The organism is Ruegeria sp. YTSC192, assembly GCF_059609705.1.
On sequence record NZ_JBXWMG010000001.1, the window covers coordinates 1 to 23,769 of the forward strand.

The window sequence follows — 23,769 nt, forward strand, 5'->3', positions numbered from 1 at the left end:
AGCAGGATGTGCTCACGCGTTTGCGGCATCGGGCCGTCAGCGGCGTTCACAACCAGGATCGCGCCGTCCATCTGGGCCGCACCGGTGATCATGTTCTTGACGTAGTCGGCGTGGCCGGGGCAGTCAACGTGCGCGTAGTGGCGGTTCTCGGTCTCGTATTCCACGTGGGCGGTCGAGATGGTGATGCCGCGCGCTTTCTCTTCCGGCGCACCGTCAATCTGGTCATACGCTTTGAAGTCACCGAAATACTTGGTGATTGCTGCGGTCAGCGTCGTCTTGCCGTGGTCAACGTGGCCAATCGTGCCGATGTTGACGTGCGGTTTTGTACGCTCAAACTTTTCCTTTGCCATGATGGCCTCCTTTTTCGGTAATGAAGGGAGCGTGATACCCACGCTCCCCCAAATCGTCGCTTATGCGTATTTCGCCTGAATCTCGTCCGAGATGTTCTGCGGAACCGGATCGTAATGCGAGAACTGCATGGTGAACTGGGCACGGCCCGACGACATCGAACGCAGAGTGTTGATGTAGCCGAACATGTTGGCCAGCGGAACGTTCGCGTCGATGGCGATGGCGTTGCCGCGCGGCTCTTGTCCAGACACCTGGCCCCGACGCGATGTCAGATCGCCGATGATACCGCCGGTATATTCTTCCGGGGTGATCACTTCGACCTTCATGATCGGTTCCAGCAGTTTCGCGCCAGCTTTGCGCATGCCTTCACGCATACACATACGGGCCGCGATTTCGAACGCCAGAACGCTCGAGTCAACGTCGTGGAACTTACCGTCCAGCAGGGCAACCTTGAAGTCGATCACGGGGAAGCCAGCCAGCGGGCCGCTATCCATGACCGAGTTGATGCCTTTCTCAACACCGGGGATGTATTCCTTCGGAACAGCACCACCAACGATGCGGGACTCAAACGAATAACCTTCGCCCGGCTCGGTCGGCTGGATTTCCAGCTTGACTTCACCGAACTGACCCGAACCACCCGACTGTTTCTTGTGGGTGTAGGTGTGTTCAACCGGCATCGAGATGGTTTCACGATAGGCCACCTGCGGTGCACCGATGTTCGCTTCAACCTTGAACTCGCGCTTCAGACGATCGACCAGGATGTCCAGGTGAAGTTCGCCCATGCCCTTCATGATGGTCTGACCGGATTCCAGGTCAGTTTCCACGCGGAAGGACGGGTCTTCGGCGGCCAGACGGGCCAGACCCTGGGACATCTTCTCTTGGTCGCCCTTGGTTTTGGGCTCAACCGCGATCTCGATCACCGGATCGGGGAAGGTCATGGTTTCCAGAACCACCGGATCCTTCGCGTCACACAGAGTGTCACCGGTTGTCGTGTCTTTCAGACCCGCCAGCGCGATGATGTCGCCTGCAAACGCTTCTTCGATCTCTTCCCGGTTGTTCGAGTGCATCATCATCATACGACCGATGCGCTCTTTCTTACCTTTGGTCGAGTTCAGGATCGAGTCACCCTTGTTCATGGTGCCCGAATAGATCCGAGTGAAGGTCAGCGAGCCAACAAAGGGGTCGTTCATGATTTTGAACGCCAGACCCGAGAAGGCCATGTTGTCATCGGCACGACGGGCGATGTCACGAACTTCTTCTTCGTCGCCGGGCTTGAAGCCCATGTAATCAACAACGTCCAGCGGGCTGGGCAGATAGTCGATCACAGCGTTGAGCAGAGGCTGAACGCCCTTGTTCTTGAACGCAGACCCACCCAGAACCGGAACGAACGCGATTTCCAAGGTGCCTTTGCGCAGCAGGGCGCGCAGGGTCGGAACGTCGGGCTCATTGCCTTCCAGGTATTCCATCATCGCGTCGTCGTCCATTTCGACGGCCGCTTCGATCATTTTACCGCGCCATTCGTCAGCCATGTCTTTCAGGCTGTCGCGGATCGGAGCTTTGACCCAGCTTGCACCAAGGTCTTCGCCCTGCCACAGCCATTCTTCCATGGTGACCAGATCAACCAGGCCTTCCAGCTCGGTCTCTGCGCCGATCGGGATACCAACCGGAACAGCACGTGCGCCGGTACGGTCTTCGATCATGCGAACGCAGTTGAAGAAGTCAGCACCGATCTTGTCCATCTTGTTGACGAACACCATACGCGGAACCTTGTAGCGGTCAGCCTGACGCCACACGGTTTCGGTCTGGGGCTCAACACCGGCGTTTGCGTCCAGAACGCAGACGGCACCGTCGAGAACCGCCAGCGAACGTTCAACTTCGATGGTGAAGTCAACGTGGCCGGGGGTGTCGATGATGTTCAGGCGGTGCTTGGGCGAGTCAGCAGTTTCACCGTCTTCGGTGCGTTCCCAGAACGTGGTGGTCGCAGCCGAGGTAATGGTGATACCGCGTTCCTGCTCCTGCTCCATCCAGTCCATGGTGGCTGCACCATCGTGCACCTCACCGATATTGTGGGATTTGCCGGTGTAAAACAGGATGCGTTCCGAGCAGGTGGTCTTACCCGCATCGATATGCGCCATGATACCGAAGTTACGGTAATGTTCGAGTGTATATTCGCGTGCCATTTTGATAAGCCTCTGGAATTACCAACGGTAGTGGCTGAAGGCTTTGTTCGCCTCGGCCATCTTGTGGGTGTCTTCGCGCTTCTTAACGGCAGTACCGCGGGACTGTACAGCGTCCAGCAGCTCGCCGGCGAGGCGTTCTTCCATGGTGTTTTCGTTGCGGCCACGCGCAGCAGTGATCAGCCAGCGGATGGCCAGTGCTTCGCGGCGCTCGGGGCGCACTTCGACCGGAACCTGATAGGTTGCACCACCAACCCGGCGCGAGCGAACCTCGACCGACGGTTTGATGTTGTCGAGTGCTTCGTGGAACACTTCGACGGGTGCGCGCTTGATCTTGCCTTCAACGCGATCAAAGGCGTTGTAGACAATGCGCTCTGCGACCGACTTCTTGCCGTCGATCATCAGGTTGTTCATGAATTTTGTCAGAACCTTATCGCCAAATTTGGCGTCAGGCAGGACTTCGCGTTTTTCGGCGGCGTGACGACGTGACATATCAGCCTCTCCTTCTTACTTGGGACGCTTCGCGCCGTATTTCGAACGACGTTGCTTACGGTCTTTGACGCCCTGAGTATCCAGAACACCGCGCAGGATGTGGTAACGCACACCGGGAAGGTCTTTTACACGGCCGCCACGGATCAGAACAACCGAGTGTTCCTGCAGGTTGTGGCTTTCACCGGGGATGTACGAGATGACCTCGAACCCGTTGGTCAGGCGCACCTTGGCAACCTTACGCATCGCCGAGTTCGGCTTTTTCGGTGTGGTGGTATAAACACGTGTGCAGACGCCGCGTTTCTGCGGGCACTGCTCCAGGTGCATGGACTTCGAGCGTTTTACTTTCGGCTGCCGCGGTTTGCGGATCAGCTGTTGGATCGTTGGCATTCCGGTTATATCCCCGTTTTGCAACACATAGACATGCACGCGGATGCGTGCGGTTAAATTCGCTGCACTTATGCGTCCACAAGCGCAAAACCCGCGAGCGTTCCCATTCCGAGGTGAACGTCGCGGTTGGTTATCAGAGGGCGCGAACGATAAAAGTGTCCGGGCCTTGACCAGTTCATTACTGAGATCGGTTTTGGGGCGGCCCCCGGTACCGAGATGACGGGCGTAATAGGGGGAGTCGGCCCAAGTGTCAACAGCACTTGCATCAGCGCGTCAAGCTGGCCGGATTGCGCTGTGTTATCAACGATTGCGCGCACCGGCCAGCCTCTTCTTGCGTTGCGGGTGCAGGCATAGCCCGGCATAGTGCGCGCAGACCTCTTAGCGATGGATGACAGATGCAGGTTATCGGCCTTTGCCGCTTTTCCTTTCCGGCCCTTGGCAGCTTTCAGACCGAACATGAAACTCTGGAAGATCGGCGTCGCCACCTCTACAGCCCTGTCCGTCTGGAAGAGAGGTTCAGGTTGTTTGAATCCTCGACCCTGCCCTGTTTTCGCGACCATACCGACGAGGATTTCGAGCTGCTGGTGGTGATCGGGGACTGCCTGCCCAAAGACGCCTATGATCGGCTGCACGACCTGACCGCAGATGTGAAACAGGTTCGGATCGTTCAGGAATCACCCCAGGCCGACAAATCACATCGCCATATCATGAAGGATATCCTGAACGCGGCCCGCAAAGACCCGGATCAGCCCTGCATTCAATTCCGCCATGACGATGACGACGCCGTATCGGTGGATTTCGTCGAACGTCTGCGCGAAGCCGCGCGCGACAGCAAGGGCCTGATGGAGCGTAACACCATTGTCGGCATTGACTTCAACCAAGGATTCTTTGCTCGTTTGAATGCTGACGGGATTTCCGCGAAAGCCACACATAAATCGCTATTGGGCGTGGGCCTTGGAATGCACATCGCTGGCGGATGTAAACAGACCATCATCAGCTTTACCCATCATCGCATGGGGCGTTTCATGCCCGTTGTCAGCTATACTGATGCGCCGATGTGGGTGCGGTCTCTGAACGGGTTCAACGATTCGCGCGGGGCGCGCAACTATGATCGTGAACTTGCAGCCCTCAGCCCCGAACTTGAGGGAGAGTTCATCGCCCGCTTTGCCATTGACCAAAGCATCGTCCGGCAAGTTCACGGCGCGCCCTGAGCGGATCTTTCGCGAAACAGAGTAAACAAGCCAGCCGCGACAACCAGCCCGGCCCCGAACAACGTCACCGCATCCGGCCATTCGCCAAACACGGCCCAGCCCAAGCCCAAGGCCCAGATCAGGCTGGAGTATCGGAAGGGCGCAATGAACCCGACCTCGCCTTCTCGCATCACCATCACGCTGCACAAATACCCGATCAGGACAAACACGGCTGCCGATGCCACCAAAACAGCATTGTCGCCGGACACGATGACCCAGCCTTCAAAAGCCGACACCAAACCCGCAGCGACCGAGATCGACAGCGATGTGGCAAGTGTAACCACCAGTGACGGAACCTGCGGCGACATACGCCGCGTGATCAGGTCGCGGATCGTCACCGAGACCACGGCCAGCAACGCATAGATCGCATAGACGCTGAACCCGTCAGGTCCGGGTCGCACGATCAGCAGCATGCCCATGAAGCCAACAACAATCGCCATGATCCGCCGCCAACCTATATGTTCCGAAAAGAACAGAACTGCCCCGAGCGTTACGGTCAACGGCAGCACCTGAAGAACCGCCGTGACATTTGCCAAGGGCATATTCTTGAGCGCGGTCAGGAAGAAAAACGTAGCAGAAAGTTCGGCGACACAGCGGATCGAGACCAGGCATTTGTCATGCCGAGAAAAGTTCAGATGCAACGCCCCAAGATGACGCGCCAAACCGTAAACGAGCAGAGTCGCCAAAGCACCCCGGATCGCAACCAGCTGAAACAAGGGCAACTCTCGCAGCGCGACTTTGACCAGCGTGTCGTTCACTGTAAATGCGGCCATGCTGGCCATCATCAACAGTGCGCCTTTAACATTCGGACTCATTCAAACAATACTCGGTCTTTAAACAATGGTAGTATTCACGCTTCAAACTGACGCAAAGTCAATTCGCGCGGATTAATCCAGAAATATTTCCACGCAGAGCGACTGCAACTGGTTGTTGTCCAGCCGCTTCAATCCGTCATCTGCGCCGATGGCGTCGAATTCGAAATCGCAATTTCTTCCTCTGTCATCTCTTCTTCCACGCCTTCAAACAACGGGGTCGAAAGATAGCGCTCGCCAGTATCCGGAAGCATCACGAGCATCACCGACCCATCCGGAGCGGTCTCAGCCAGTTTCATCGCCACAGCAAATGTGGATCCACCTGATATGCCGGTGAAAATCCCCTCTTCCGCAGCCAGACGGCGCGACCAGGCAATACCGTCTGCGCCGGGCACTGGGATCAACTCATCATAATAGGCGTTATCTATAGCCTCCTGCAGGACCCAGGGGATGAAATCAGGCGTCCAGCCCTGAATCGGATGCGGCTCGAAATTCGGATGGCTTTCCATCGGCTGATGCGTGTCGTTGCGGGTGTTGACATAGCCTGACGCGACAATGGCTGCATTCGCAGGTTCCGTCAGGATAATCTTCGTCTCCGGGCGTTCTTTCCTCAGAACCCGAGCCACGCCAGAGACGGTTCCGCCGGTGCCATAACCCGTCACCCAATAGTCAAGCTTCTGCCCGTCGAAATCCGCCAGAATCTCTCGCGCGGTGGTGTTTTCATGAATGTCGGCATTGGCGGCGGTTTCAAACTGGCTGGCGAGGAACCAGCCATTCTGCTCGGCCAGTTCCTTGGCCTTGGTGTACATGCCGAACCCTTTCTGGGCGCGCGGGGTCAGGACAACCTTTGCCCCCAGAAACCGCATCAGCTTGCGCCGCTCGACCGAGAAACTGTCAGCCATGGTCACCACCAGAGGATAGCCCTTGGCCGCGCAGACCATCGCCAGCCCGATCCCGGTATTGCCCGAGGTCGCCTCAACCACCGTTTGACCCGGTTTAAGCCGACCGTCCCGCTCGGCCGCTTCGATGATGTTCAGCGCCAGGCGGTCCTTGACCGAACTGGCGGGGTTGAACGCTTCGAACTTCACATAGACCGTCACGTTTGGGGGCGCGATCCTGTTGACGCGCACGCAGGGCGTGTCTCCGACGGTGTCCAGAATGCTGTCATAAAGGCGCTTGCGCCCTTGCGTTTGTCGGGTTGTCATGGCGGCCCCCTCCTCTGGTTTCACCAAACATGCCACAAACCAGATCACATTCATAACTATCTTTATGAGAGTTCTCGTGGAGCACCCAAATGAAAAAGGCCCCGCGAAATCGCAGGGCCTTTTCTGTTTCCAAAGTCCGAGGGTTACTCGCGGCTTTCCGGTGTTTCCACCAGAACGTCCAACTCATCACCCACCATGTCGTCGTCAAAGCTGGGTGCTGCCAAAGCAGCAGCGGCTTCGGCCTCTTCCCGGCGGGCTTCGATGACCACGTTGTCACGCGACTGCGCGATGTGGCGAACGGCCTGAGTTGCGCCACCGGTACCCGCGGGGATCAGGCGACCAACGATGACGTTCTCTTTCAGGCCAACCAGCTTGTCTTTCTTGCCCTGAACCGAAGCTTCGGTCAGAACACGAGTGGTTTCCTGGAACGACGCCGCCGAGATGAACGAACGCGTCTGCAGCGAGGCTTTGGTGATCCCCAGCAGGATCGGTTCGCCCTGAGCCGGACGACCACCGCGCGAGAGGGTCTTCTCGTTGGCTGCGTCGAACTCCTGCTTGTCGACATGTTCGCCTTTCAGCAGGGTGGTGTCGCCTGAATCCAGGATCTCCCACTTCTGCAGCATCTGGCGCACGATAACCTCGATGTGCTTGTCGTTGATCTTCACGCCCTGCAGACGATAGACGTCCTGCACCTCGTCGATCATGTAATCCGCCAGCGCTTCGACACCCATGATGGACAGGATGTCATGCGGAGCCGGGTTACCGTCCATCAGGTATTCACCCTTCTGGATGAAGTCCCCTTCGGCGACCGGGATGTGCTTGCCCTTGGGTACCATGTATTCGATGGTCTCCATGGACTCGTCCGCCGGTTCGATGCTGATGCGACGCTTGTTCTTGTAGTCGCGGCCAAAGCGTACGTAACCATCGGCTTCTGCGATGATCGCGTGATCTTTCGGACGACGTGCTTCGAACAATTCGGCCACACGCGGCAGACCACCGGTGATGTCCTTGGTCTTGGCGCCTTCACGCGGGATACGCGCGACAACTTCACCGGCTTCGATCTGCTGACCGTCTTCGATCGACAGGATCGCATCCACCGACATCGGATAGTGAACCGGGTTGCCCGCATCGTTGCGGACCGGCTCTCCATCTTCGCCCACAAGAATGATCTCGGGCTTGAGGTCGCTGCCTTTGGGGGCCGCGCGCCAGTCGATCACGATCTTCTGGGTCATACCGGTTGCATCATCGGTCTCATCACGGACAGCAATGCCCGAAACAAGGTCGACATATTTTGCAGTACCGGCTTTCTCGGCGATGATCGGCAGAGTGTAGGGGTCCCATTCGTACAGCTTGTCGCCACGGGCAACCGATGCGCCGTCCTTGACGAACAGCTTCGAGCCGTAGCCCAGCTTGTGGCTGGCCCGCTCTTCGCCGTGTTCGTCCTTGATCACCAGCTTCATGTTCCGACCCATCACCAGGCTTTCGCCTGCGGCATTGACCAGAATCTGCGGGTTCTCGAAGGAAACGACACCTTCCTGGCTGGCTTCCTGGAACGACTGCTGACCACCCTGCGCAACACCGCCGATGTGGAATGTCCGCATCGTTAGCTGCGTACCGGGTTCACCGATCGACTGGGCGGCGATGATGCCGACAGCCTCACCCGTGTTCACCATGGTGCCGCGTGCAAGGTCACGACCGTAGCAGGTGGCACAAACGCCTTCCTCGGACTCACAGGTCAGAGGCGAGCGGATGCGCATCGACGCGACACCGGCCTCGTCAATGGTATCTGCCATACGTTCGTCGATCAGCTGACCAGCGGCAACCAGAACCTCATCCGTACCCGGACGCAGAACGTCATCGGCAGAGACACGGCCCAGCACACGTTCGGCCAGCGAGGCAACAACCTCACCGTCGTTGACGGCGGCTTCGGCAGTGATCGCACGCTCGGTTCCACAGTCGATCTCACGAACGATACAGTCCTGCGCCACGTCCACCAGACGACGGGTCAGGTAACCCGAGTTCGCCGTCTTCAGAGCGGTATCCGACAGACCCTTACGGGCACCGTGGGTCGAGTTGAAGTACTCGAGAACGGTCAGACCTTCCTTAAAGTTCGAGATGATCGGCGTCTCGATGATGTCGCCGTTCGGCTTGGCCATCAGGCCGCGCATACCGCCCAGCTGTTTCATCTGAGTGACCGAGCCACGCGCACCGGAGTGAGCCATCATGTAGACCGAGTTCGGTTCCTGTTCAGAACCATTCTCTGCCCGTTCCGACGACGAGATGGTGCTCATCATCGCCTCGGTGACGCGGTCGTTACATTTCGACCAGGCATCAACAACTTTGTTGTACTTTTCACCCTGAGTGATCAGGCCGTCCATGTACTGTTGTTCAAAGTCCTTCACCTGACTGCGGGTATCATCAACGATGCCCCACTTGTCATCAGGAATAACCATATCGTCCTTACCGAACGAGATGCCCGCCCTGAACGCTTCCTTGAAGCCCATCGACATGATCTGGTCGCAGAAAATGACCGACTCTTTCTGACCGCAATAGCGGTAGACGGTGTCGATCACCTGCTGCACTTCTTTCTTCCGCAGCAGGCGGTTGACCAGCTCGAACGGCGCTTTGTTGTTCATCGGCAGCAAGGCACCCAGACGCAAACGGCCCGGAGTGGTCTCGAAACGCTTCTGAACTTCGTTGCCTTCGTCGTCGATCTGCGTGATCCGCGCGGTGATCTTGGTGTGCAGATGCACTTCACCGGCGTCCAGCGCGTGCTGAACTTCGTCGATCGAACCGAACAACTTGCCTTCGCCCGGCATGCCTTCGCGTTCCAGGGTCACATAGTAGAGACCCAGGATCATATCCTGCGACGGAACGATGATCGGCGCGCCGTTGGCAGGCGACAGAACGTTGTTCGTCGACATCATCAGAACACGCGCTTCCAGCTGTGCCTCAAGGCTCAGCGGGACGTGAACGGCCATCTGGTCCCCGTCGAAGTCGGCGTTAAAGGCCGAGCAGACCAGCGGATGCAGCTGGATCGCTTTACCTTCGATCAGAACCGGTTCGAACGCCTGAATGCCAAGACGGTGCAGCGTCGGCGCACGGTTCAGCATGACAGGGTGTTCGCGGATCACCTCATCGAGGATATCCCACACTTCGGGGCGTTCTTTCTCGACCAGTTTCTTCGCCTGTTTGACAGTCGAAGACAGACCCTTGGCTTCAAGGCGCGAGTAGATGAACGGCTTGAACAGCTCCAACGCCATCTTCTTGGGCAGACCACACTGGTGCAGCTTAAGCTCCGGACCGGTCACGATGACCGAACGGCCCGAGAAGTCGACGCGCTTACCCAGAAGGTTCTGACGGAAGCGACCCTGCTTACCTTTCAGCATGTCCGACAGCGATTTCAGCGGACGCTTGTTGGCGCCGGTGATCACGCGGCCACGACGGCCGTTGTCGAATAGAGCGTCAACGGATTCCTGCAACATCCGCTTTTCGTTGCGGACGATGATGTCAGGCGCGCGCAGCTCGATCAGACGCTTCAGACGGTTGTTCCGGTTGATGACGCGGCGATACAGATCGTTCAGATCCGAAGTCGCGAAACGGCCACCATCCAGCGGAACCAGCGGACGCAGTTCCGGCGGAATGACCGGGATCACGGTCATCACCATCCACTCAGGCCGGTTGCCCGACTCGAGGAAGGATTCGACAACCTTCAGACGCTTGATGATCTTCTTGGGCTTCAGCTCGCCGGTGGCTTCGGCCAGATCAGCGCGCAGCTGCTCGGCTTCGGCTTCCAGATCGATCTGGGCCAGCATCTCACGGATGGCTTCGGCACCGATATTCGCGGTGAACGCGTCCATGCCATAGGCATCCTGCGCGTCCATGTACTCTTCTTCGGTCAGCATCTGGCCATAGGACAGGTCGGTCAGACCGGGCTCGATGACAACATAGTTTTCAAAGTACAGAACGCGTTCCAGATCGCGCAGCGTCATGTCCAGCATCAGGCCGATGCGGGACGGCAGCGATTTCAGGAACCAGATGTGTGCGACGGGCGCGGCCAGTTCGATGTGGCCCATACGCTCACGACGGACTTTCTGCAGGGTGACTTCGACACCGCATTTCTCGCAGACAACGCCGCGATACTTCATCCGCTTATATTTGCCGCACAGACATTCGTAATCTTTGATCGGGCCAAAGATACGCGCGCAGAACAGACCGTCACGTTCAGGCTTGAACGTCCGGTAGTTGATGGTTTCGGGTTTCTTGATCTCGCCATAGGACCAAGACAGAATCCGCTCGGGCGACGCCAGCGAGACCTTGATCTCGTCGAAAACCTTCGGGGGCGTCAGCGGGTTGAACGGGTTGTTGGTGATTTCCTGGTTCATTTTGCGTCCTTACAAATTGGGATGGGATGAGTGTGGGGCGTTGCCGCCCCTACTCTTCCTCCGCATCCAGGAGTTCCATATTCAGGCCGAGGCCACGGACTTCTTTCACCAGAACGTTGAACGATTCCGGTACGCCCGCTTCAAAGTTATCCTCGCCCTTGACGATCGACTCATAGACCTTGGTCCGACCGGCGACGTCATCCGATTTCACCGTCAGCATTTCCTGCAGGGTGTAGGCGGCGCCGTAAGCTTCCAGTGCCCAGACCTCCATCTCACCAAAGCGCTGACCACCGAACTGCGCCTTACCACCCAGCGGCTGCTGGGTCACCAGGCTGTACGGCCCGGTCGAACGCGCGTGGATTTTGTCGTCCACCAGGTGGTGCAGTTTCAGCAGGTACTTGATGCCCACGGTCACCGGACGTGCGAATTGCTCACCCGTACGACCGTCGAACAGAACCGACTGACCGCTTTCCGAGAAGCCCGCACGCACCAGCGCGTCGTTGACATCAGCCTCTTTGGCACCGTCAAAGACCGGGGTCGCGATCGGAACACCGCGGGTCACATTGCCCGCAGCCTCGATCAGGTGACCTTCGTCCATGCCGGCAATGCCTTCTTCATAGACATTCTCGCCATAAGCCAGTTTCATCGCTTCGCGCACCGGGGTCAGGTCGCCGGAGCGGCGGTATTCACCCAGAGCGTCATCGATGTTCAGACCCAGACCGCGCGCGGCCCAACCCATATGGGTTTCAAGGATCTGACCAACGTTCATACGCGAAGGCACACCCAGCGGGTTCAGACAGAAGTCAACCGGCGTACCATCGGCCAGGAACGGCATGTCTTCCATCGGAACAACCTTGGAAATCACACCTTTGTTTCCGTGACGACCGGCCATCTTGTCGCCCGGCTGCAACTTGCGCTTCACGGCGATGAAGACTTTGACCATCTTCATCACACCCGGCGGCAAGTCGTCGCCACGGCGGACTTTCTCGACCTTGTCTTCGAAACGGGCGTCCAGAGCACGCTTTTGCACTTCGTACTGCTCGTTCAGAGCCTCAACGATCTGTGCGTCCTGCTCACCTTCCAGCGCCAGCTGCCACCACTGACCACGGGTCAGGGTTTCCAGCAGCTCCTCGGTGATCACCGACCCTGCCTTGACGCCTTTCGGGCCTTTGACAGCGGTTTTACCCAGGATCAGGCCTTGCAGACGCGCATAGATGTTGCGGTCAAGGATCGCCAGCTCGTCGTCCCGGTCACGGGCAAGACGTTCGACTTCCTCACGCTCGATCTGCAGCGCACGCTCGTCTTTTTCCACACCGTGACGGTTGAAGACGCGGACCTCAACGACCGTACCGTAATCGCCCGGCTTCACGCGCAGCGAGGTGTCACGCACGTCAGATGCTTTTTCGCCAAAGATGGCGCGCAGCAGCTTTTCTTCCGGAGTCATCGGGCTTTCGCCCTTCGGAGTGATCTTGCCGACCAGAATATCGCCCGGCTCAACATCCGCACCGATGTAAACGATGCCCGCCTCGTCGAGGTTGCGCAGCGCTTCTTCACCGACGTTCGGGATGTCGCGGGTGATCTCTTCCGGGCCCAGCTTGGTGTCACGGGCGGCGACTTCGAATTCCTCGATATGGACCGAGGTAAAGACGTCATCGCGCGCGATACGTTCCGAGATCAGGATCGAGTCTTCGTAGTTGTAGCCGTTCCACGGCATGAACGCGACGACCACGTTCTTACCAAGGGCCAGTTCACCAATATCGGTGGACGGACCATCAGCAATCACTTCGCCCTTCTGAACCGTGTCACCCACCTTGATCAGCGGACGCTGGTTGATGCAGGTGTTCTGGTTCGACCGCTGGAACTTGCGCAGACGGTAGATGTCAACGCCAGCATCGCCCAGTTCCAGATCTTCGGTGGCGCGGATAACGATACGCTGGGCATCGACCTGGTCGATGATACCGGCACGTTTCGCCTGGATCGCAGCGCCCGAGTCGATCGCAACCTTTTCCTCGATGCCGGTACCGACCAGCGGTGCCTCGGCCCGCAGCAGCGGAACCGCCTGACGTTGCATGTTCGAACCCATCAGAGCGCGGTTGGCGTCGTCATTTTCAAGGAACGGGATCAGCGATGCTGCGACCGAGACCAACTGTTTCGGCGAAACGTCGATCAGGTCCACATTCTCGCGCGGGGCAAGCGTGTAGTCACCGGCCTGACGGGTCGACACCAGATCGTTGATGAACTTGCCATCGCCGTCCAGCGTCGCGTTCGCCTGCGCCACGGTGTGACGCATTTCCTCGGTCGCGGACATGTAGTGAACCTCATCGGTCACCTCGGCGTCTTTGACGACGCGGTAGGGTGTTTCGATGAAGCCATACTTGTTCACGCGGGCGAAGGTGGCCAGCGAGTTGATCAGACCGATGTTCGGACCTTCCGGCGTTTCAATCGGGCACATCCGGCCATAGTGAGTCGGGTGTACGTCGCGCACCTCAAAGCCCGCGCGCTCACGCGTCAGACCGCCGGGGCCAAGCGCCGAGAGACGGCGTTTGTGGGTCACTTCCGACAGCGGGTTGGTCTGGTCCATGAACTGCGACAGCTGCGACGAGCCGAAGAATTCGCGAACAGCAGCCGCAGCCGGTTTCGCGTTGATCAGATCCTGCGGCATCACGGTGTCGATCTCGACCGACGACATACGCTCTTTGATCGCGCGCTCCATGCGCAGCAGGCCAACGCGGTACTGGTTTTCCATCAGTTCGCCGACCGAACGTACCCGACGGTTGCCGAGGTGGTCGATATCGTCCACGTCGCCTTTGCCGTCACGCAGCTCTACCAGCGCCTTGATGCAGGCCACGATGTCTTCACGGCGCAGAGTGCGCAGGGTGTCCGGCGCATCCAGTGCCAGACGCATGTTCATCTTCACGCGACCAACGGCGGACAGGTCATACCGCTCGCTGTCGAAGAACAGCGTGTCGAACAGGGCCGAAGCGGCCTCGACGGTGGGCGGCTCACCCGGACGCATAACGCGGTAGATATCCATCAGCGCGGTATCACGGCCCATGTTCTTGTCAGCAGCCATGGTGTTGCGCATGTAAGGACCGACATTGATGTTGTCGATGTCCAGAACCGGAATGTCGGTGATGCCCGCATCAACCAATTCCTTGACTGTGCCACCGATCAGTTCGCCGTCTTTGTCATATTCCAGCGTCAGCTCGTCCCCGGCTTCGACATAGATCGCGCCGGTTTCTTCGTTGATGATGTCTTTGGCGACAAATTTGCCAACGATATGATCGAACGGAACCAGCAGGTTGGTGACGCTGCCTTCGTCGATCAGCTTCTTGACCGCGCGCGGGGTGACTTTCTTGCCCGCTTCGGCAATCACCTCACCGGATTTGGCGTCAACCAGATCATAGGTCGGGCGGGTGCCGCGTACACGCTCGGGGAAGAAGGGTGCAATCCAGCCTTTCTTCTTGTCCAGCTTGTAAGACACGGTGCTGTAATACGCGTCCATGATCGCTTCCTGATCCAGACCCAGCGCATATAGCAGGGTTGTCACAGGCAGTTTGCGGCGGCGGTCGATACGGGCGAAGACGATGTCCTTGGCGTCGAACTCAAAGTCCAGCCAGCTGCCGCGATACGGGATGATGCGGCAGGCAAACAGCAGTTTGCCCGAGGAATGGGTCTTGCCCTTGTCATGGTCAAAGAACACACCGGGCGAACGGTGCATCTGGGACACGATCACACGCTCGGTGCCGTTCACAATGAACGTCCCGTTCGGCGTCATCAGGGGCATGTCGCCCATGAACACGTCCTGTTCTTTGATATCTTTAACCGATTTCGCGCCGGTGTCTTCATCGACATCAAACACGATCAGACGCAGAGTAACCTTCAGCGGTGCGCTGTAGGTCATGTCACGCTGCATGCATTCTTCGACGTCGTATTTCGGTTTTTCCAGATCGTATTTCACGAACTCCAGAACGGAGGTTTCGTTGAAATCCTTGATCGGGAAAACCGACTGAAACACGCCTTTGATGCCTTCGCCGTCTGCGGGCTGTTCTGCATCGCCGGAGCGCAGGAAAAGATCATAAGAAGATTTCTGCACCTCAATGAGGTTCGGCATTTCCAGCACTTCGCGGATTTTGCCGTAATATTTACGAAGACGTTTCTGGCCAAGGAACGTTTGAGCCATGTCAGATGTCACCTTTCGATGTTCTCAGCGGGCAAAGACACCGTCGGGCCCCGGCATCTTGCACATTCGAGACGACACGCCCGGATCAATTCGTGGCCACCGTCCCGAAGGCGGCCTCCCGATCCGAAAACCGTGTCTTAGAAAACGCCCCACATCATGAGGCCCTTTCTAAGACAGGTTCGGCTGGACCCGGATTTCTCCGGGCCCAGCCAAATTTTGCGGCGTATCAGCGATACGCCTGTCGGTTGGCTTAGGCCAGCTCGACTTCGGCGCCAGCTGCTTCCAGCTTGCCTTTGACTTCTTCGGCTTCGTCTTTCGACACGCCTTCTTTGATCTTGCCGCCAGCTTCGACCAGTTCTTTGGCTTCTTTCAGGCCCAGACCGGTGATGCCGCGAACTTCTTTGATCACGTTGATTTTCGAAGCGCCGGCATTCTTCAGAACGACGTCGAATTCGGTTTTTTCTTCCTCAGCTGCGCCACCGGCGTCGCCACCGGCTGCCATGACAACTGCGCCGCCAGCTGCGGGCTCGATGCCATATTCGTCTTTGAGGATGGTTTTCAGTTCTTGTGCTTCCAGCAGGGTCAGACCCACGATGCTTTCTGCGAGTGCTTTCAGATCAGCCATTTTATCAGCTCTTTCCGTTTACAGTGTGTGTTCCAACGTCAGGGGCATTCCCCTACGCAGATCATTCAGTGCCAACCGCTTACGCAGCTTCCGCCTTCTCTTCGATGGTGGAAAGGATGCTTGCGATGTTGCTTGCAGGTGCGCCAATCGCGCCGGCGATGTTCGAAGCAGGTGCGCCAATGCAGCTTGCGATCTGAGCAATAAGCTCGTCACGAGACGGCATTTTCGAAACGGCTTCAACGCCTTTGCGGTCCAGAGCGTTCTCGCCCATTGCACCGCCAAGGATTTCGAACTTTTTGTTCTCCTTGGCGAAGTCCTCGGCCACCTTGGCTGCTGCCACGGGGTCCTCGGAATAGGTCAGAACGGTCATCCCTGTCAGCAGGTCGGCCATGCTTTCACACGGCTTACCCTCAAGGGCGATTTTGGCGAGCCTGTTCTTGGCAACACGCACGGCACCACCCGCGTCACGAGCACGTGCGCGAAGGTCCTGCATCTCGGCAACTGTCAGACCGGCGTAGTGCGAAACCACTACGACGCCAGAGCTTTCGAAGATTTGGCCGAGTTCTTCGACCACTTTCTCTTTCTGGGCTCTATCCACAGTTCTCTCCAAGTTTGGGGCGATATCTCACCCCGGCTCATATTTGCCGCGGTCGAAACCCCGGCGTTTAGGTCCGTTGTTACGGGATTGGCCAAAATGCGCCCGAGGGCCGAACCCTCAGAATTCTTTGGTCTTACCCGTCTCAGGCAGGGAATTAAGGGGCCATATGGACCCACCCACCGTCTTGGACGAAACAAAATAAAGCGCACGACGAATCGCACGCTTTATTTCGTAGCTCTACTTAGGGCAGTTGGAGTGAGTTTCCAAGAGGTAAAATGCCCTATCTGCGCGTTCGGCCTCATGGCGGGAATCGCCCCTTTTACACAGGGCCATCCGCCCGAAGGTCAACAGACGTCAGCAATGTCATTGACAGTACGTTTCAGCTACGGTCACCTCCGATATGAGTGCCCGAAACAGCACCAGCCCGAGGCAAAATGACAGACGTTACTCTGCAAGAATTCGACAAGGCCAGCGCCTGCGCCCACGAGCTGGCGCAGGACTGTCTGGGCACGCCCATCACGCAAGTACGGTTTCTCTGCCGCTCTCATGCTTTTCCTGACACGCGTCTGGTGTGGAGGGTCGAAACATCAAACCGCCTCTACGCGTTGAAGCTTGATACGTTGTCGCCTGAAACAGGACGTCTCAGCAAAGAGTTCAACCTGCTGCTGCAACTGACCGAGCAGTTCAAATCCTCGAAAAACAGCCGCGTCGTCCGCCCGGTCTACCTTTCGCCAGGCGGCGCGTTCATGGTGACCGAATTTGTCGAGCGCCCGACCGCAACGGATATCATCTACAACAGCGACGACGACGCCCAGGTGGCGCAAATCTACCGACGCGCAGGGTCGTGGCTGCATGACCTTCACGGGATTCACAACGCCACGGATTACGCGTTTCGACCGCGCTGGATGACCGACAACATACGCGAGCAATCCGCCCACGTTCCCTCGCATATCGCAGAGATCAGCCAGCCCATGGTCGAGGTGTTTCTGGCCGAAGCCGCAGCCCTGAGAAACCGCCCCGACCTGCGTGTGTTCTCTCATGGGGATTTTCACGGCCTGAACCTGATCATGGGCCAAGGCACCGCCATCGGGCTGGATTTCACCGAAGCCCGCGACAAACTGGCCGTCTATGACATCGTCGATTTTCTAAAGGCAGACATCTTCCGGAACGGGGCCGACCAGGACGTCGACCGCAGCGGCGTTCTGGCCCGCAACAAAGAGATGTTCTTCCGCCAGTACCGCCACCCGATTGACACTCAGATCCTCGATTGCTGCTTGCGGGGTCGATTGCTGAAAGACTGGCTGCGCCTCTGGCAACCTGACGTCACCTGCAGCGATTTTGAGCTGCGCAAACGCGACCGGCTGCAATCGCGTCTGCAACAGGCCTTTCGCTAACAAAAAAACCCGAGCAGCTTGCGCTACTCGGGTTTCGAGGATTATTGCGTCTGCACTAAGGCTTATTCGCCCGCAGCAGCCGCCACGTCCAGAGTCACACCCGGGCCCATGGTCGAGCTGAGTGCGATTTTCTTCATGTAGGTGCCTTTGGCGCCCGACGGCTTGGCTTTTGCAACAGCCGAGATGAAGGCGCGAACGTTTTCGGCCAGCTTGGCTTCGTCAAATGACGCTTTGCCAACACCGGCGTGAACAACACCACCTTTTTCAGCTTTGAACTGTACTTCGCCGCCCTTGGCTGCTTCCACGGCCGCTTTCACGTCCATGGTCACGGTGCCGACTTTGGGGTTCGGCATCAGGTTGCGCGGGCCCAGAACTTTACCCAGACGGCCAACGATTGGCATCATGTCAGGGGTCGCGATGCAGCGATCGAATTCAATGGTGCCGCCCTGAATGGTTTCCATCAGGTCTTCCGCGCCAATGATGTCTGCGCCAGCTTCTTTCGCCTCATCAGCCTTGGGGCCACGAGCGAATACAGCAACGCGCATCGCTTTGCCGGTGCCGTTCGGCAGGCCAACAACGCCACGAACCATCTGGTCTGCGTGACGGGTGTCAACGCCCAGGTTCATCGCGATTTCGATGGTCTCGTCAAATTTCGAGGTCGCGTTGCCTTTTACCAGGGCAACTGCTTCTTCAACCGACAGGTTTTCCTTGCCAGCGACAGCTTCGCGCGCAGCGCGGGTACGTTTACCGAGTTTTGCCATCTTACTTCACCTCGATGCCCATAGAGCGGGCCGAGCCCAGGATGATCTGCATTGCGCCTTCGACGTCGTTGGCGTTGAGATCTTTCATTTTGGCTTCGGCGATTTCGCGAACCTGCTTGGTGGTCACGGTTGCCACGGTCTCACGACCGGGGTTTTCCGCACCACGGGGGCGGTTACGCTTGCCAACCGGCTTCAGACCAGCCGCTTTTTTCAGGTAATAAGACGCGGGCGGCGTCTTGATGTCCATGGTGAAGGACTTGTCCTGATAATAGGTGATCACGGTCGGGCAAGGGGCGCCTTGCTCCATGTCTGCGGTCTTGGCGTTGAACGCCTTGCAGAATTCCATGATGTTGATGCCGCGCTGACCCAGCGCCGGACCAACTGGCGGCGACGGGTTCGCCTGACCTGCAGGAACCTGCAGCTTCATTGTACCAGCAAGCTTCTTGGCCATTTGGTTTTCCTTTCAACTCGGTTGGGGCGCGCCCCGACCAGTTTATGTTGCGTGGTCCGATCCGGGATCGCGATCCCTGAAACCTCCCACGAGAGAATCTCGCCCGAAGACGATAGAGGCGGCGTTTACAGGGGAACGGAGGGGTTGGCAAGGGGGCGACTGATGGAAGTCGGAGTGACCGCGTCCGAAGCCGAGCAAGCAAAGGGGCACGTTGCCAATGCGTGTGACCGTTTCGCTAACCGGTCAAAGTGATCTGTGGCGCGGTGTGCGCCACAGATCAATGGTTTTGCACCTATGCAGCGGCGTTGTGCAAGCGGTGGGTGAAGATGCCCCGGTCGGTCAAGGCCCGCATGCCTTTGGCACTCGCAAGCACCGCCAGATCGGCAACCGGTTCGATCACGATCACCAACAGGTATGCCATACCAAAGCTGGTCACGGCCGAGAGGTTTTCGGCACCAACGCCTTGCCCGTAAATTGCCCAGAAAGCGACCCAGGCAACAACGCCGCCCTGATAGACGGCAGACAGCTTTAGCACGTCCAGATACTGCAGATCGACATAGCTGACGCTTGGCGGAATGATCTTCTTGGCCAGCGCATCCACCGCGAATAGCGGGAACAGCAGGGTCGAGATGTTGACGAAGTACATCGGCAAATCAGACGGCGCAAACAGGAAGCCCTGGATTGCCAGACCACCCGCCAGGCCAAGCGCCGCCGGACCAGCCCCAAGCAGCAAGAACAGGGTCGTGCCCAATATGAAATGCACCTCTGAGATGCCAACCGCGAAATGCGGGAAGACTTCGAAGAAAATGAAAACGCCGATTGCGGCAACAACCCAGCGTACACAGAATGAGGCTATGGAATGGGTTTTGAGATCATCGTTAATCAGTTTCAAAGAATAACCTGCGGCGGCCGCAGCCGTCCCGTAGGCGAAGACCATTTTTGCGCCATCAACGACGCCAGGTTCGATATGCATTGTAGAGTTCCTTTCGCGTCCACCCGACGCATGTAGAAGGGCCGGAATCTCCCGGCGGTTGCGCTAAGATGGCAGGTATCCTGACTTGTAGCTCAACAATCTTTGGCTACTTACAGTTGCGGGGGCAGTCCGGGATTTTCACCCGGTTCCCAATTAAGACCTCCTCTCGAAGGCCACCATCAGCGCGACATTACATGGGCAAAGGTCGGGGACAAGCTATGTCTGCGGCATTTGATCGTGCGACAGCGAATTTTGAATGCACGTTCGCGCAATGCCGCTTTAAAAAAAGAAAGCCGCGATGTGTCGGACATCGCGGCTGATAGCAATTCGCTGAGAGTGGTTTCAGCCCTGCTTGGTGACCTGCGTAAAGTCCAGTTCCACCGGCGTTTCCCGACCAAAGATCGAGACCGAAACCTTCAGCTTTTGCGCTTCGTCGTCCACGCCTTCGACCATGCCGTCGAAATCCTCGAACGGGCCGTCGTTGACTTTGACCTTCTCGCCGACCTCGAAGCTGATCATCAGCTTGGGCGCTTCTTCACCTTCCTGAACGCGGTTCAGGATCTGGTTTACCTCGGCGTCGCGCATCGGCATCGGACGGCCTTGGGGACCAAGGAAGCCGGTGACGCGGTTGATCGAGTTGATCAGGTGATAGCCCTGATCCGACATTTCCATATGCACCAGCACGTAGCCGGGCATGAAGCGGCGCTCGGTCGTGACTTTCTTGCCCCGACGCACTTCGATCACCTCTTCGGTGGGGACCAGTACTTCGTCGATATCGTCCTCAAGGCCCTGTTCAGCCACCGACGTGCGGATCTGCTCTGCGATCTTCTTTTCGAAATTCGAAAGAACGCTGACCGAGTACCACCGTTTCGCCATGAACCTGTCGTCCTTGTTTGTCTTGGGCCAAGTCCCGCATCGCGGGTTCGCCCTGTATTGAAATCCTGTCGCGGCCTGCCCGCGTGTTCCGGAATAAAAAGCGGCGCGCAGCCCGAATCGCCACACGCCCATTCCGAATAGTCCCGTGTGAACTACTCTGAGATTCAGCGCTGTGCAAGGGGGGCTGCGGTGTTTCCGCGCCTGAGAGCGGTTAGCTGAACGCGCCCAGGATCAGTTGCAAGCCGCCACGAATGCCCAGATCGACCAGAGCAAAGAAAACAGCGGTCAGAGCAGCCATGATGAACACCATGACCGTGGTCAACAGCACCTCGCGCCGGGTCGGCCAGACGACCTTGGAAACTTCGGCTCGAACTTGCTGAATGAACTGGATCGGGTTGGTGGTAGCCATTTGGCGGGATCTCTCTGCTTGCGGATAGGCCGGACATAGCCGGGCATTGCGGCAATTTCAAGGGCGGTTGGGATCAACTGTGATATTGCACCCTCAGCCAGCTATTGCTTGGGTTTGTCGTCCCATTCATCGCTGAGGATACGGCGCGCGTCGCCCTCGGGGTCCTCGTATTGGTTCGAGCGGACCGTGTAGACAAAAGCAACCAAGCCAATTCCGCCCAGAAACAGGGAAATCGGGATCAGATAAGCGAGCACTTCCATGGCAGTTACCTCAGCCGTAGGGCGTTCAGGGATACGGTAATCGACGAGGTCGACATCGCCAACGCCGCAATCAAAGGCGTGGCCAGCCCGATCACCGCCAGCGGCACCGCAATCACGTTGTATACGGTCGCAATGCGGAAGTTCTCGCGAATCCGTTTCGTGGCTTTGACGGCAGTGTCGCAGGCATCCGCGATGGGGGACAGGTCAGTTCCCAGCAGTACGATGTCAGACGCAACGCGCGCCGCATCCAGGGCCGAGGCCGGTGAGATGGACACATGCGCCGCCGCGAGGGCCGCCGTATCGTTCAGACCATCACCTACCATCAAGACCTTGTGGCCCTGTTCGCTGAGGTCCTGAATGCACTGCGCCTTATCCTGAGGCAGCGCTTCGGCAATCCAGTTCTCGATCCCCAGTTTCTCGGCCAGCGCTTTCACCGCACCTGTCGAATCGCCCGAAATCAGCATCACCTGCTTTCCAGCTTTGGCGAAGTCACAAACGGCCTCGGCCGCGCCCGGTCGCAGGGCATCGGTGAATCGGAAGGCCACCGGCGCATTGGGTCCAACGGACAGCCAGGCAGAGGTCTCGACCCCGTGTTCCGCACCGACCCAAGCCGCGCGTCCCAGGCGCACGCGCTGGTTTCGATACTGGGCCTCGGTGCCATAGCCCGGAACCTCGGTGATGTTGCCTAGCTTAGCGGGTGTGATCCCGGCCTCACGCGCGGCTTTGGCCAGAGCGACCGACAAAGGATGCGCTGACGCCTCGGCCAGAGCCAGCGCGATTTCAAGGTCGGCAGTGGTTTGATCGCCCAGATTCACCACCTCTGGCGCGCCTGAGGTCAGCGTGCCGGTCTTGTCGAAGACAACCGTATCGACCTCGGCCAGACGTTCAAGCGCAGTGGCGTGTTTGATCAGCATCCCCTTGCGGAACAACCGGCCCGAGGCCGCCGTGGTCACCGCAGGAACCGCCAGCCCGAGCGCACAGGGGCAGGTGATGATCAACACCGCCGCCGCGATGTTCAGGGCCGTACGCAAGTCGCCGGAATAGATGTACCAACCCAGAAAGCTGAGCGCCGACAGGATGTGAACGCCGGGGGCATAGAGCTTGGCTGCCTTGTCCGCCAGCGAGGTATATCGAGACCGGCCGGATTCAGCGATGGCCACCAGATCGGCCATGCGATGCAGGGATGTATCTTCGCCAACCGCTGTGGCGCGGATGGTCAGAGGGCCGGTCAGGTTGACCTCGCCCGCGCTGACAATCTGGCCTGCCTCGGCAAATACCGGCAGGGTCTCACCCGTCAGCAGGGAGCGGTCCAATTCCGACTGGCCCGAGACAATCTGGCCGTCTACCGGCATCCGCCCTCCGGGCCGCACAAGGATCAGGTCATCGACGGCCAGGGTGGATACAGCGACCTCTTCTTCGGTGCCGTCGATCAGTCGAAGGGCGCGGGGAACCTCTAGCGCTGTCAGTTCCTCAGCCGCAGACCGCGCGACGGCGCGGGTGCGGTAGTCTAAATACCGGCCTGCCAGCAAGAAGAAGGTCAGCGTCAGGGCGGCGTCGAAATAGGCGTGTTCGCCGCTAAGCGCTGTTTCCCAAAGCGACGTCACCAGCGCCAGCAGGATCGCCAGAACAATCGGCACATCCATGTTCAGCCGGCGCACACGCAAAGCGGACCACGCGTTGGCGAAGAAGGGCTGGGCCGAGAAAGCAATCGCAGGCAGGGCGATAGCAGCAGATATCCAGTGGAACATGTCCCGCGTCGCGTCCGTCGCCCCTGACCAGACCGAGACCGACAACAGCATCACGTTCATCGAGGCAAACCCGGCCACTGCCAGGCGCATCAGCAGATCACGCCCCGCCTTGTCCGCGTTGGTGGCCGACAGGGCTCCGGCGTCCAGCTCATGCGCCTCATAGCCCGCGCGCTCCAGCACCGGGATCAGATCAGAAGCGCGCATTTCAGGCGCGGCTTTGATCATCGCACGTTTCAGGGTCAGGTTGACGCGCGCGTCTTCGACCCCGGGATGGGCGTTCAACGCCCGCTCGACATTGGCGATACAGGCCGAGCAATGGATGCCGGGCAAAGACAGTGCAATCTGCACATCCTCTGGGATTGGCCGCGCAGGTTCCGCCGGGGCGGCGATACACCCAGGACAAGCCGCCGTGCCTGAGGAAAGCTGAGCCGTCAC

At 58.3% G+C, this 23,769-nt stretch carries 19 protein-coding genes and 1 riboswitch; of the genes, 2 read left to right on the plus strand and 17 right to left on the minus strand.

Translation table 11 applies throughout. From position 1 onward, the window contains the following. From AC2FD8_RS00005 to rpsL, 4 genes are all read right to left on the minus strand, one after another. On the minus strand, positions 1-350 hold a 350-nt coding region (locus AC2FD8_RS00005), incomplete at its 3' end, for a GTP-binding protein (RefSeq protein WP_496853986.1). Positions 351-410: 60 nt separating this feature from the next. After that, complete coding sequence (gene fusA, locus AC2FD8_RS00010) at positions 411-2,528, minus strand: elongation factor G (protein WP_496853985.1); 2,118 nt, start codon at positions 2,526-2,528, stop codon at positions 411-413. An 18-nt stretch (positions 2,529-2,546) separates the two neighbouring features. Further along, entirely contained in the window at positions 2,547-3,017 is a 471-nt protein-coding gene (rpsG, locus tag AC2FD8_RS00015; RefSeq protein WP_008756926.1) for a 30S ribosomal protein S7, read from the minus strand. Between the two features lie 15 nt (positions 3,018-3,032). Continuing rightward, positions 3,033-3,404, minus strand: coding sequence for a 30S ribosomal protein S12 (gene rpsL, locus AC2FD8_RS00020; protein WP_005621086.1), 372 nt, complete (start codon positions 3,402-3,404; stop codon positions 3,033-3,035). Positions 3,405-3,799: 395 nt separating this feature from the next. Between rpsL and AC2FD8_RS00025 the strand changes: the two genes are divergently transcribed. Then, positions 3,800-4,615, plus strand: coding sequence for a putative rhamnosyl transferase (locus AC2FD8_RS00025; RefSeq protein ID WP_496853983.1), 816 nt, complete (start codon positions 3,800-3,802; stop codon positions 4,613-4,615). Here AC2FD8_RS00025 and AC2FD8_RS00030 read toward each other — a convergent pair. The 6 genes from AC2FD8_RS00030 to rplJ all read right to left on the minus strand — a co-directional run bounded on the left by AC2FD8_RS00030 (position 4,600) and on the right by rplJ (position 16,462). Then, entirely contained in the window at positions 4,600-5,469 is an 870-nt protein-coding gene (locus tag AC2FD8_RS00030; protein ID WP_496853982.1) for a DMT family transporter, read from the minus strand. The two genes, AC2FD8_RS00025 and AC2FD8_RS00030, sit on opposite strands and share 16 nt — an antisense overlap. Positions 5,470-5,597: 128 nt before the next feature. Further along, positions 5,598-6,671 carry a PLP-dependent cysteine synthase family protein gene (locus AC2FD8_RS00035; protein ID WP_496853981.1) on the minus strand — a complete coding sequence of 358 codons (1,074 nt, stop codon included), beginning with the start codon at positions 6,669-6,671 and terminating at the stop codon, positions 5,598-5,600. Positions 6,672-6,814: 143 nt separating this feature from the next. Then, entirely contained in the window at positions 6,815-11,056 is a 4,242-nt protein-coding gene (gene rpoC, locus AC2FD8_RS00040; RefSeq protein ID WP_496853980.1) for a DNA-directed RNA polymerase subunit beta', read from the minus strand. 49 nt (positions 11,057-11,105) lie between these two features. Continuing rightward, positions 11,106-15,239, minus strand: a complete 4,134-nt coding sequence (gene rpoB / locus AC2FD8_RS00045; protein WP_496853979.1) for a DNA-directed RNA polymerase subunit beta — start codon at positions 15,237-15,239, stop codon at positions 11,106-11,108. Positions 15,240-15,489: 250 nt separating this feature from the next. Continuing rightward, the gene (gene rplL, locus AC2FD8_RS00050) at positions 15,490-15,864 is read right to left on the minus strand and encodes a 50S ribosomal protein L7/L12 (protein WP_037314964.1); all 375 of its coding nucleotides are present in this window, start codon (positions 15,862-15,864) and stop codon (positions 15,490-15,492) included. A gap of 79 nt (positions 15,865-15,943) precedes the next feature. Then, positions 15,944-16,462, minus strand: a complete 519-nt coding sequence (gene rplJ / locus AC2FD8_RS00055) for a 50S ribosomal protein L10 (protein ID WP_496853978.1) — start codon at positions 16,460-16,462, stop codon at positions 15,944-15,946. 434 nt (positions 16,463-16,896) lie between these two features. Between rplJ and AC2FD8_RS00060 the strand changes: the two genes are divergently transcribed. Continuing rightward, positions 16,897-17,856 (plus strand): phosphotransferase family protein, encoded by a 960-nt coding sequence (locus AC2FD8_RS00060; protein ID WP_496853976.1) that lies wholly within the window; start codon positions 16,897-16,899, stop codon positions 17,854-17,856. Positions 17,857-17,918: 62 nt separating this feature from the next. Here the strand turns inward: AC2FD8_RS00060 and rplA are convergent, their stop codons facing one another. The 7 genes from rplA to AC2FD8_RS00095 form a co-directional block, all read right to left on the minus strand. Continuing rightward, positions 17,919-18,617 (minus strand): 50S ribosomal protein L1, encoded by a 699-nt coding sequence (gene rplA, locus AC2FD8_RS00065; protein ID WP_496853975.1) that lies wholly within the window; start codon positions 18,615-18,617, stop codon positions 17,919-17,921. 1 nt (position 18,618) lies between these two features. Then, positions 18,619-19,068, minus strand: coding sequence for a 50S ribosomal protein L11 (gene rplK, locus AC2FD8_RS00070; protein WP_113791694.1), 450 nt, complete (start codon positions 19,066-19,068; stop codon positions 18,619-18,621). Between the two features lie 292 nt (positions 19,069-19,360). Next, positions 19,361-20,041: an energy-coupling factor ABC transporter permease gene (locus AC2FD8_RS00075; RefSeq protein ID WP_496853974.1), complete on the minus strand. Its 681-nt coding sequence runs from the start codon at positions 20,039-20,041 to the stop codon at positions 19,361-19,363. A gap of 53 nt (positions 20,042-20,094) precedes the next feature. Continuing rightward, positions 20,095-20,237: riboswitch (cobalamin riboswitch) on the minus strand. 146 nt (positions 20,238-20,383) lie between these two features. Next, positions 20,384-20,917, minus strand: a complete 534-nt coding sequence (gene nusG, locus AC2FD8_RS00080) for a transcription termination/antitermination protein NusG (RefSeq protein WP_496853973.1) — start codon at positions 20,915-20,917, stop codon at positions 20,384-20,386. A 211-nt stretch (positions 20,918-21,128) separates the two neighbouring features. Beyond that, positions 21,129-21,326, minus strand: coding sequence for a preprotein translocase subunit SecE (gene secE / locus AC2FD8_RS00085; RefSeq protein ID WP_050605011.1), 198 nt, complete (start codon positions 21,324-21,326; stop codon positions 21,129-21,131). A 101-nt stretch (positions 21,327-21,427) separates the two neighbouring features. Beyond that, complete coding sequence (gene ccoS / locus AC2FD8_RS00090; RefSeq protein WP_170375394.1) at positions 21,428-21,586, minus strand: cbb3-type cytochrome oxidase assembly protein CcoS; 159 nt, start codon at positions 21,584-21,586, stop codon at positions 21,428-21,430. Between the two features lie 5 nt (positions 21,587-21,591). Further along, complete coding sequence (locus tag AC2FD8_RS00095) at positions 21,592-23,769, minus strand: heavy metal translocating P-type ATPase (RefSeq protein ID WP_496853972.1); 2,178 nt, start codon at positions 23,767-23,769, stop codon at positions 21,592-21,594.

Bases quoted from the DNA above. Each gene is read 5' to 3' on its own strand.
- fusA (WP_496853985.1), bottom strand. From the start codon at position 2,528: ATGGCACGCGAATATACACTCGAACATTACCGTAACTTCGGTATCATG.
- rpsG (WP_008756926.1), bottom strand. From the start codon at position 3,017: ATGTCACGTCGTCACGCCGCCGAAAAACGCGAAGTCCTGCCTGACGCC.
- rpsL (WP_005621086.1), bottom strand. From the start codon at position 3,404: ATGCCAACGATCCAACAGCTGATCCGCAAACCGCGGCAGCCGAAAGTA.
- AC2FD8_RS00025 (WP_496853983.1), top strand. From the start codon at position 3,800: ATGCAGGTTATCGGCCTTTGCCGCTTTTCCTTTCCGGCCCTTGGCAGC.
- AC2FD8_RS00030 (WP_496853982.1), bottom strand. From the start codon at position 5,469: ATGAGTCCGAATGTTAAAGGCGCACTGTTGATGATGGCCAGCATGGCC.
- AC2FD8_RS00035 (WP_496853981.1), bottom strand. From the start codon at position 6,671: ATGACAACCCGACAAACGCAAGGGCGCAAGCGCCTTTATGACAGCATT.
- rpoC (WP_496853980.1), bottom strand. From the start codon at position 11,056: ATGAACCAGGAAATCACCAACAACCCGTTCAACCCGCTGACGCCCCCG.
- rpoB (WP_496853979.1), bottom strand. From the start codon at position 15,239: ATGGCTCAAACGTTCCTTGGCCAGAAACGTCTTCGTAAATATTACGGC.
- rplL (WP_037314964.1), bottom strand. From the start codon at position 15,864: ATGGCTGATCTGAAAGCACTCGCAGAAAGCATCGTGGGTCTGACCCTG.
- AC2FD8_RS00060 (WP_496853976.1), top strand. From the start codon at position 16,897: ATGACAGACGTTACTCTGCAAGAATTCGACAAGGCCAGCGCCTGCGCC.
- rplA (WP_496853975.1), bottom strand. From the start codon at position 18,617: ATGGCAAAACTCGGTAAACGTACCCGCGCTGCGCGCGAAGCTGTCGCT.
- rplK (WP_113791694.1), bottom strand. From the start codon at position 19,068: ATGGCCAAGAAGCTTGCTGGTACAATGAAGCTGCAGGTTCCTGCAGGT.
- AC2FD8_RS00075 (WP_496853974.1), bottom strand. From the start codon at position 20,041: ATGCATATCGAACCTGGCGTCGTTGATGGCGCAAAAATGGTCTTCGCC.
- nusG (WP_496853973.1), bottom strand. From the start codon at position 20,917: ATGGCGAAACGGTGGTACTCGGTCAGCGTTCTTTCGAATTTCGAAAAG.
- secE (WP_050605011.1), bottom strand. From the start codon at position 21,326: ATGGCTACCACCAACCCGATCCAGTTCATTCAGCAAGTTCGAGCCGAA.
- ccoS (WP_170375394.1), bottom strand. From the start codon at position 21,586: ATGGAAGTGCTCGCTTATCTGATCCCGATTTCCCTGTTTCTGGGCGGA.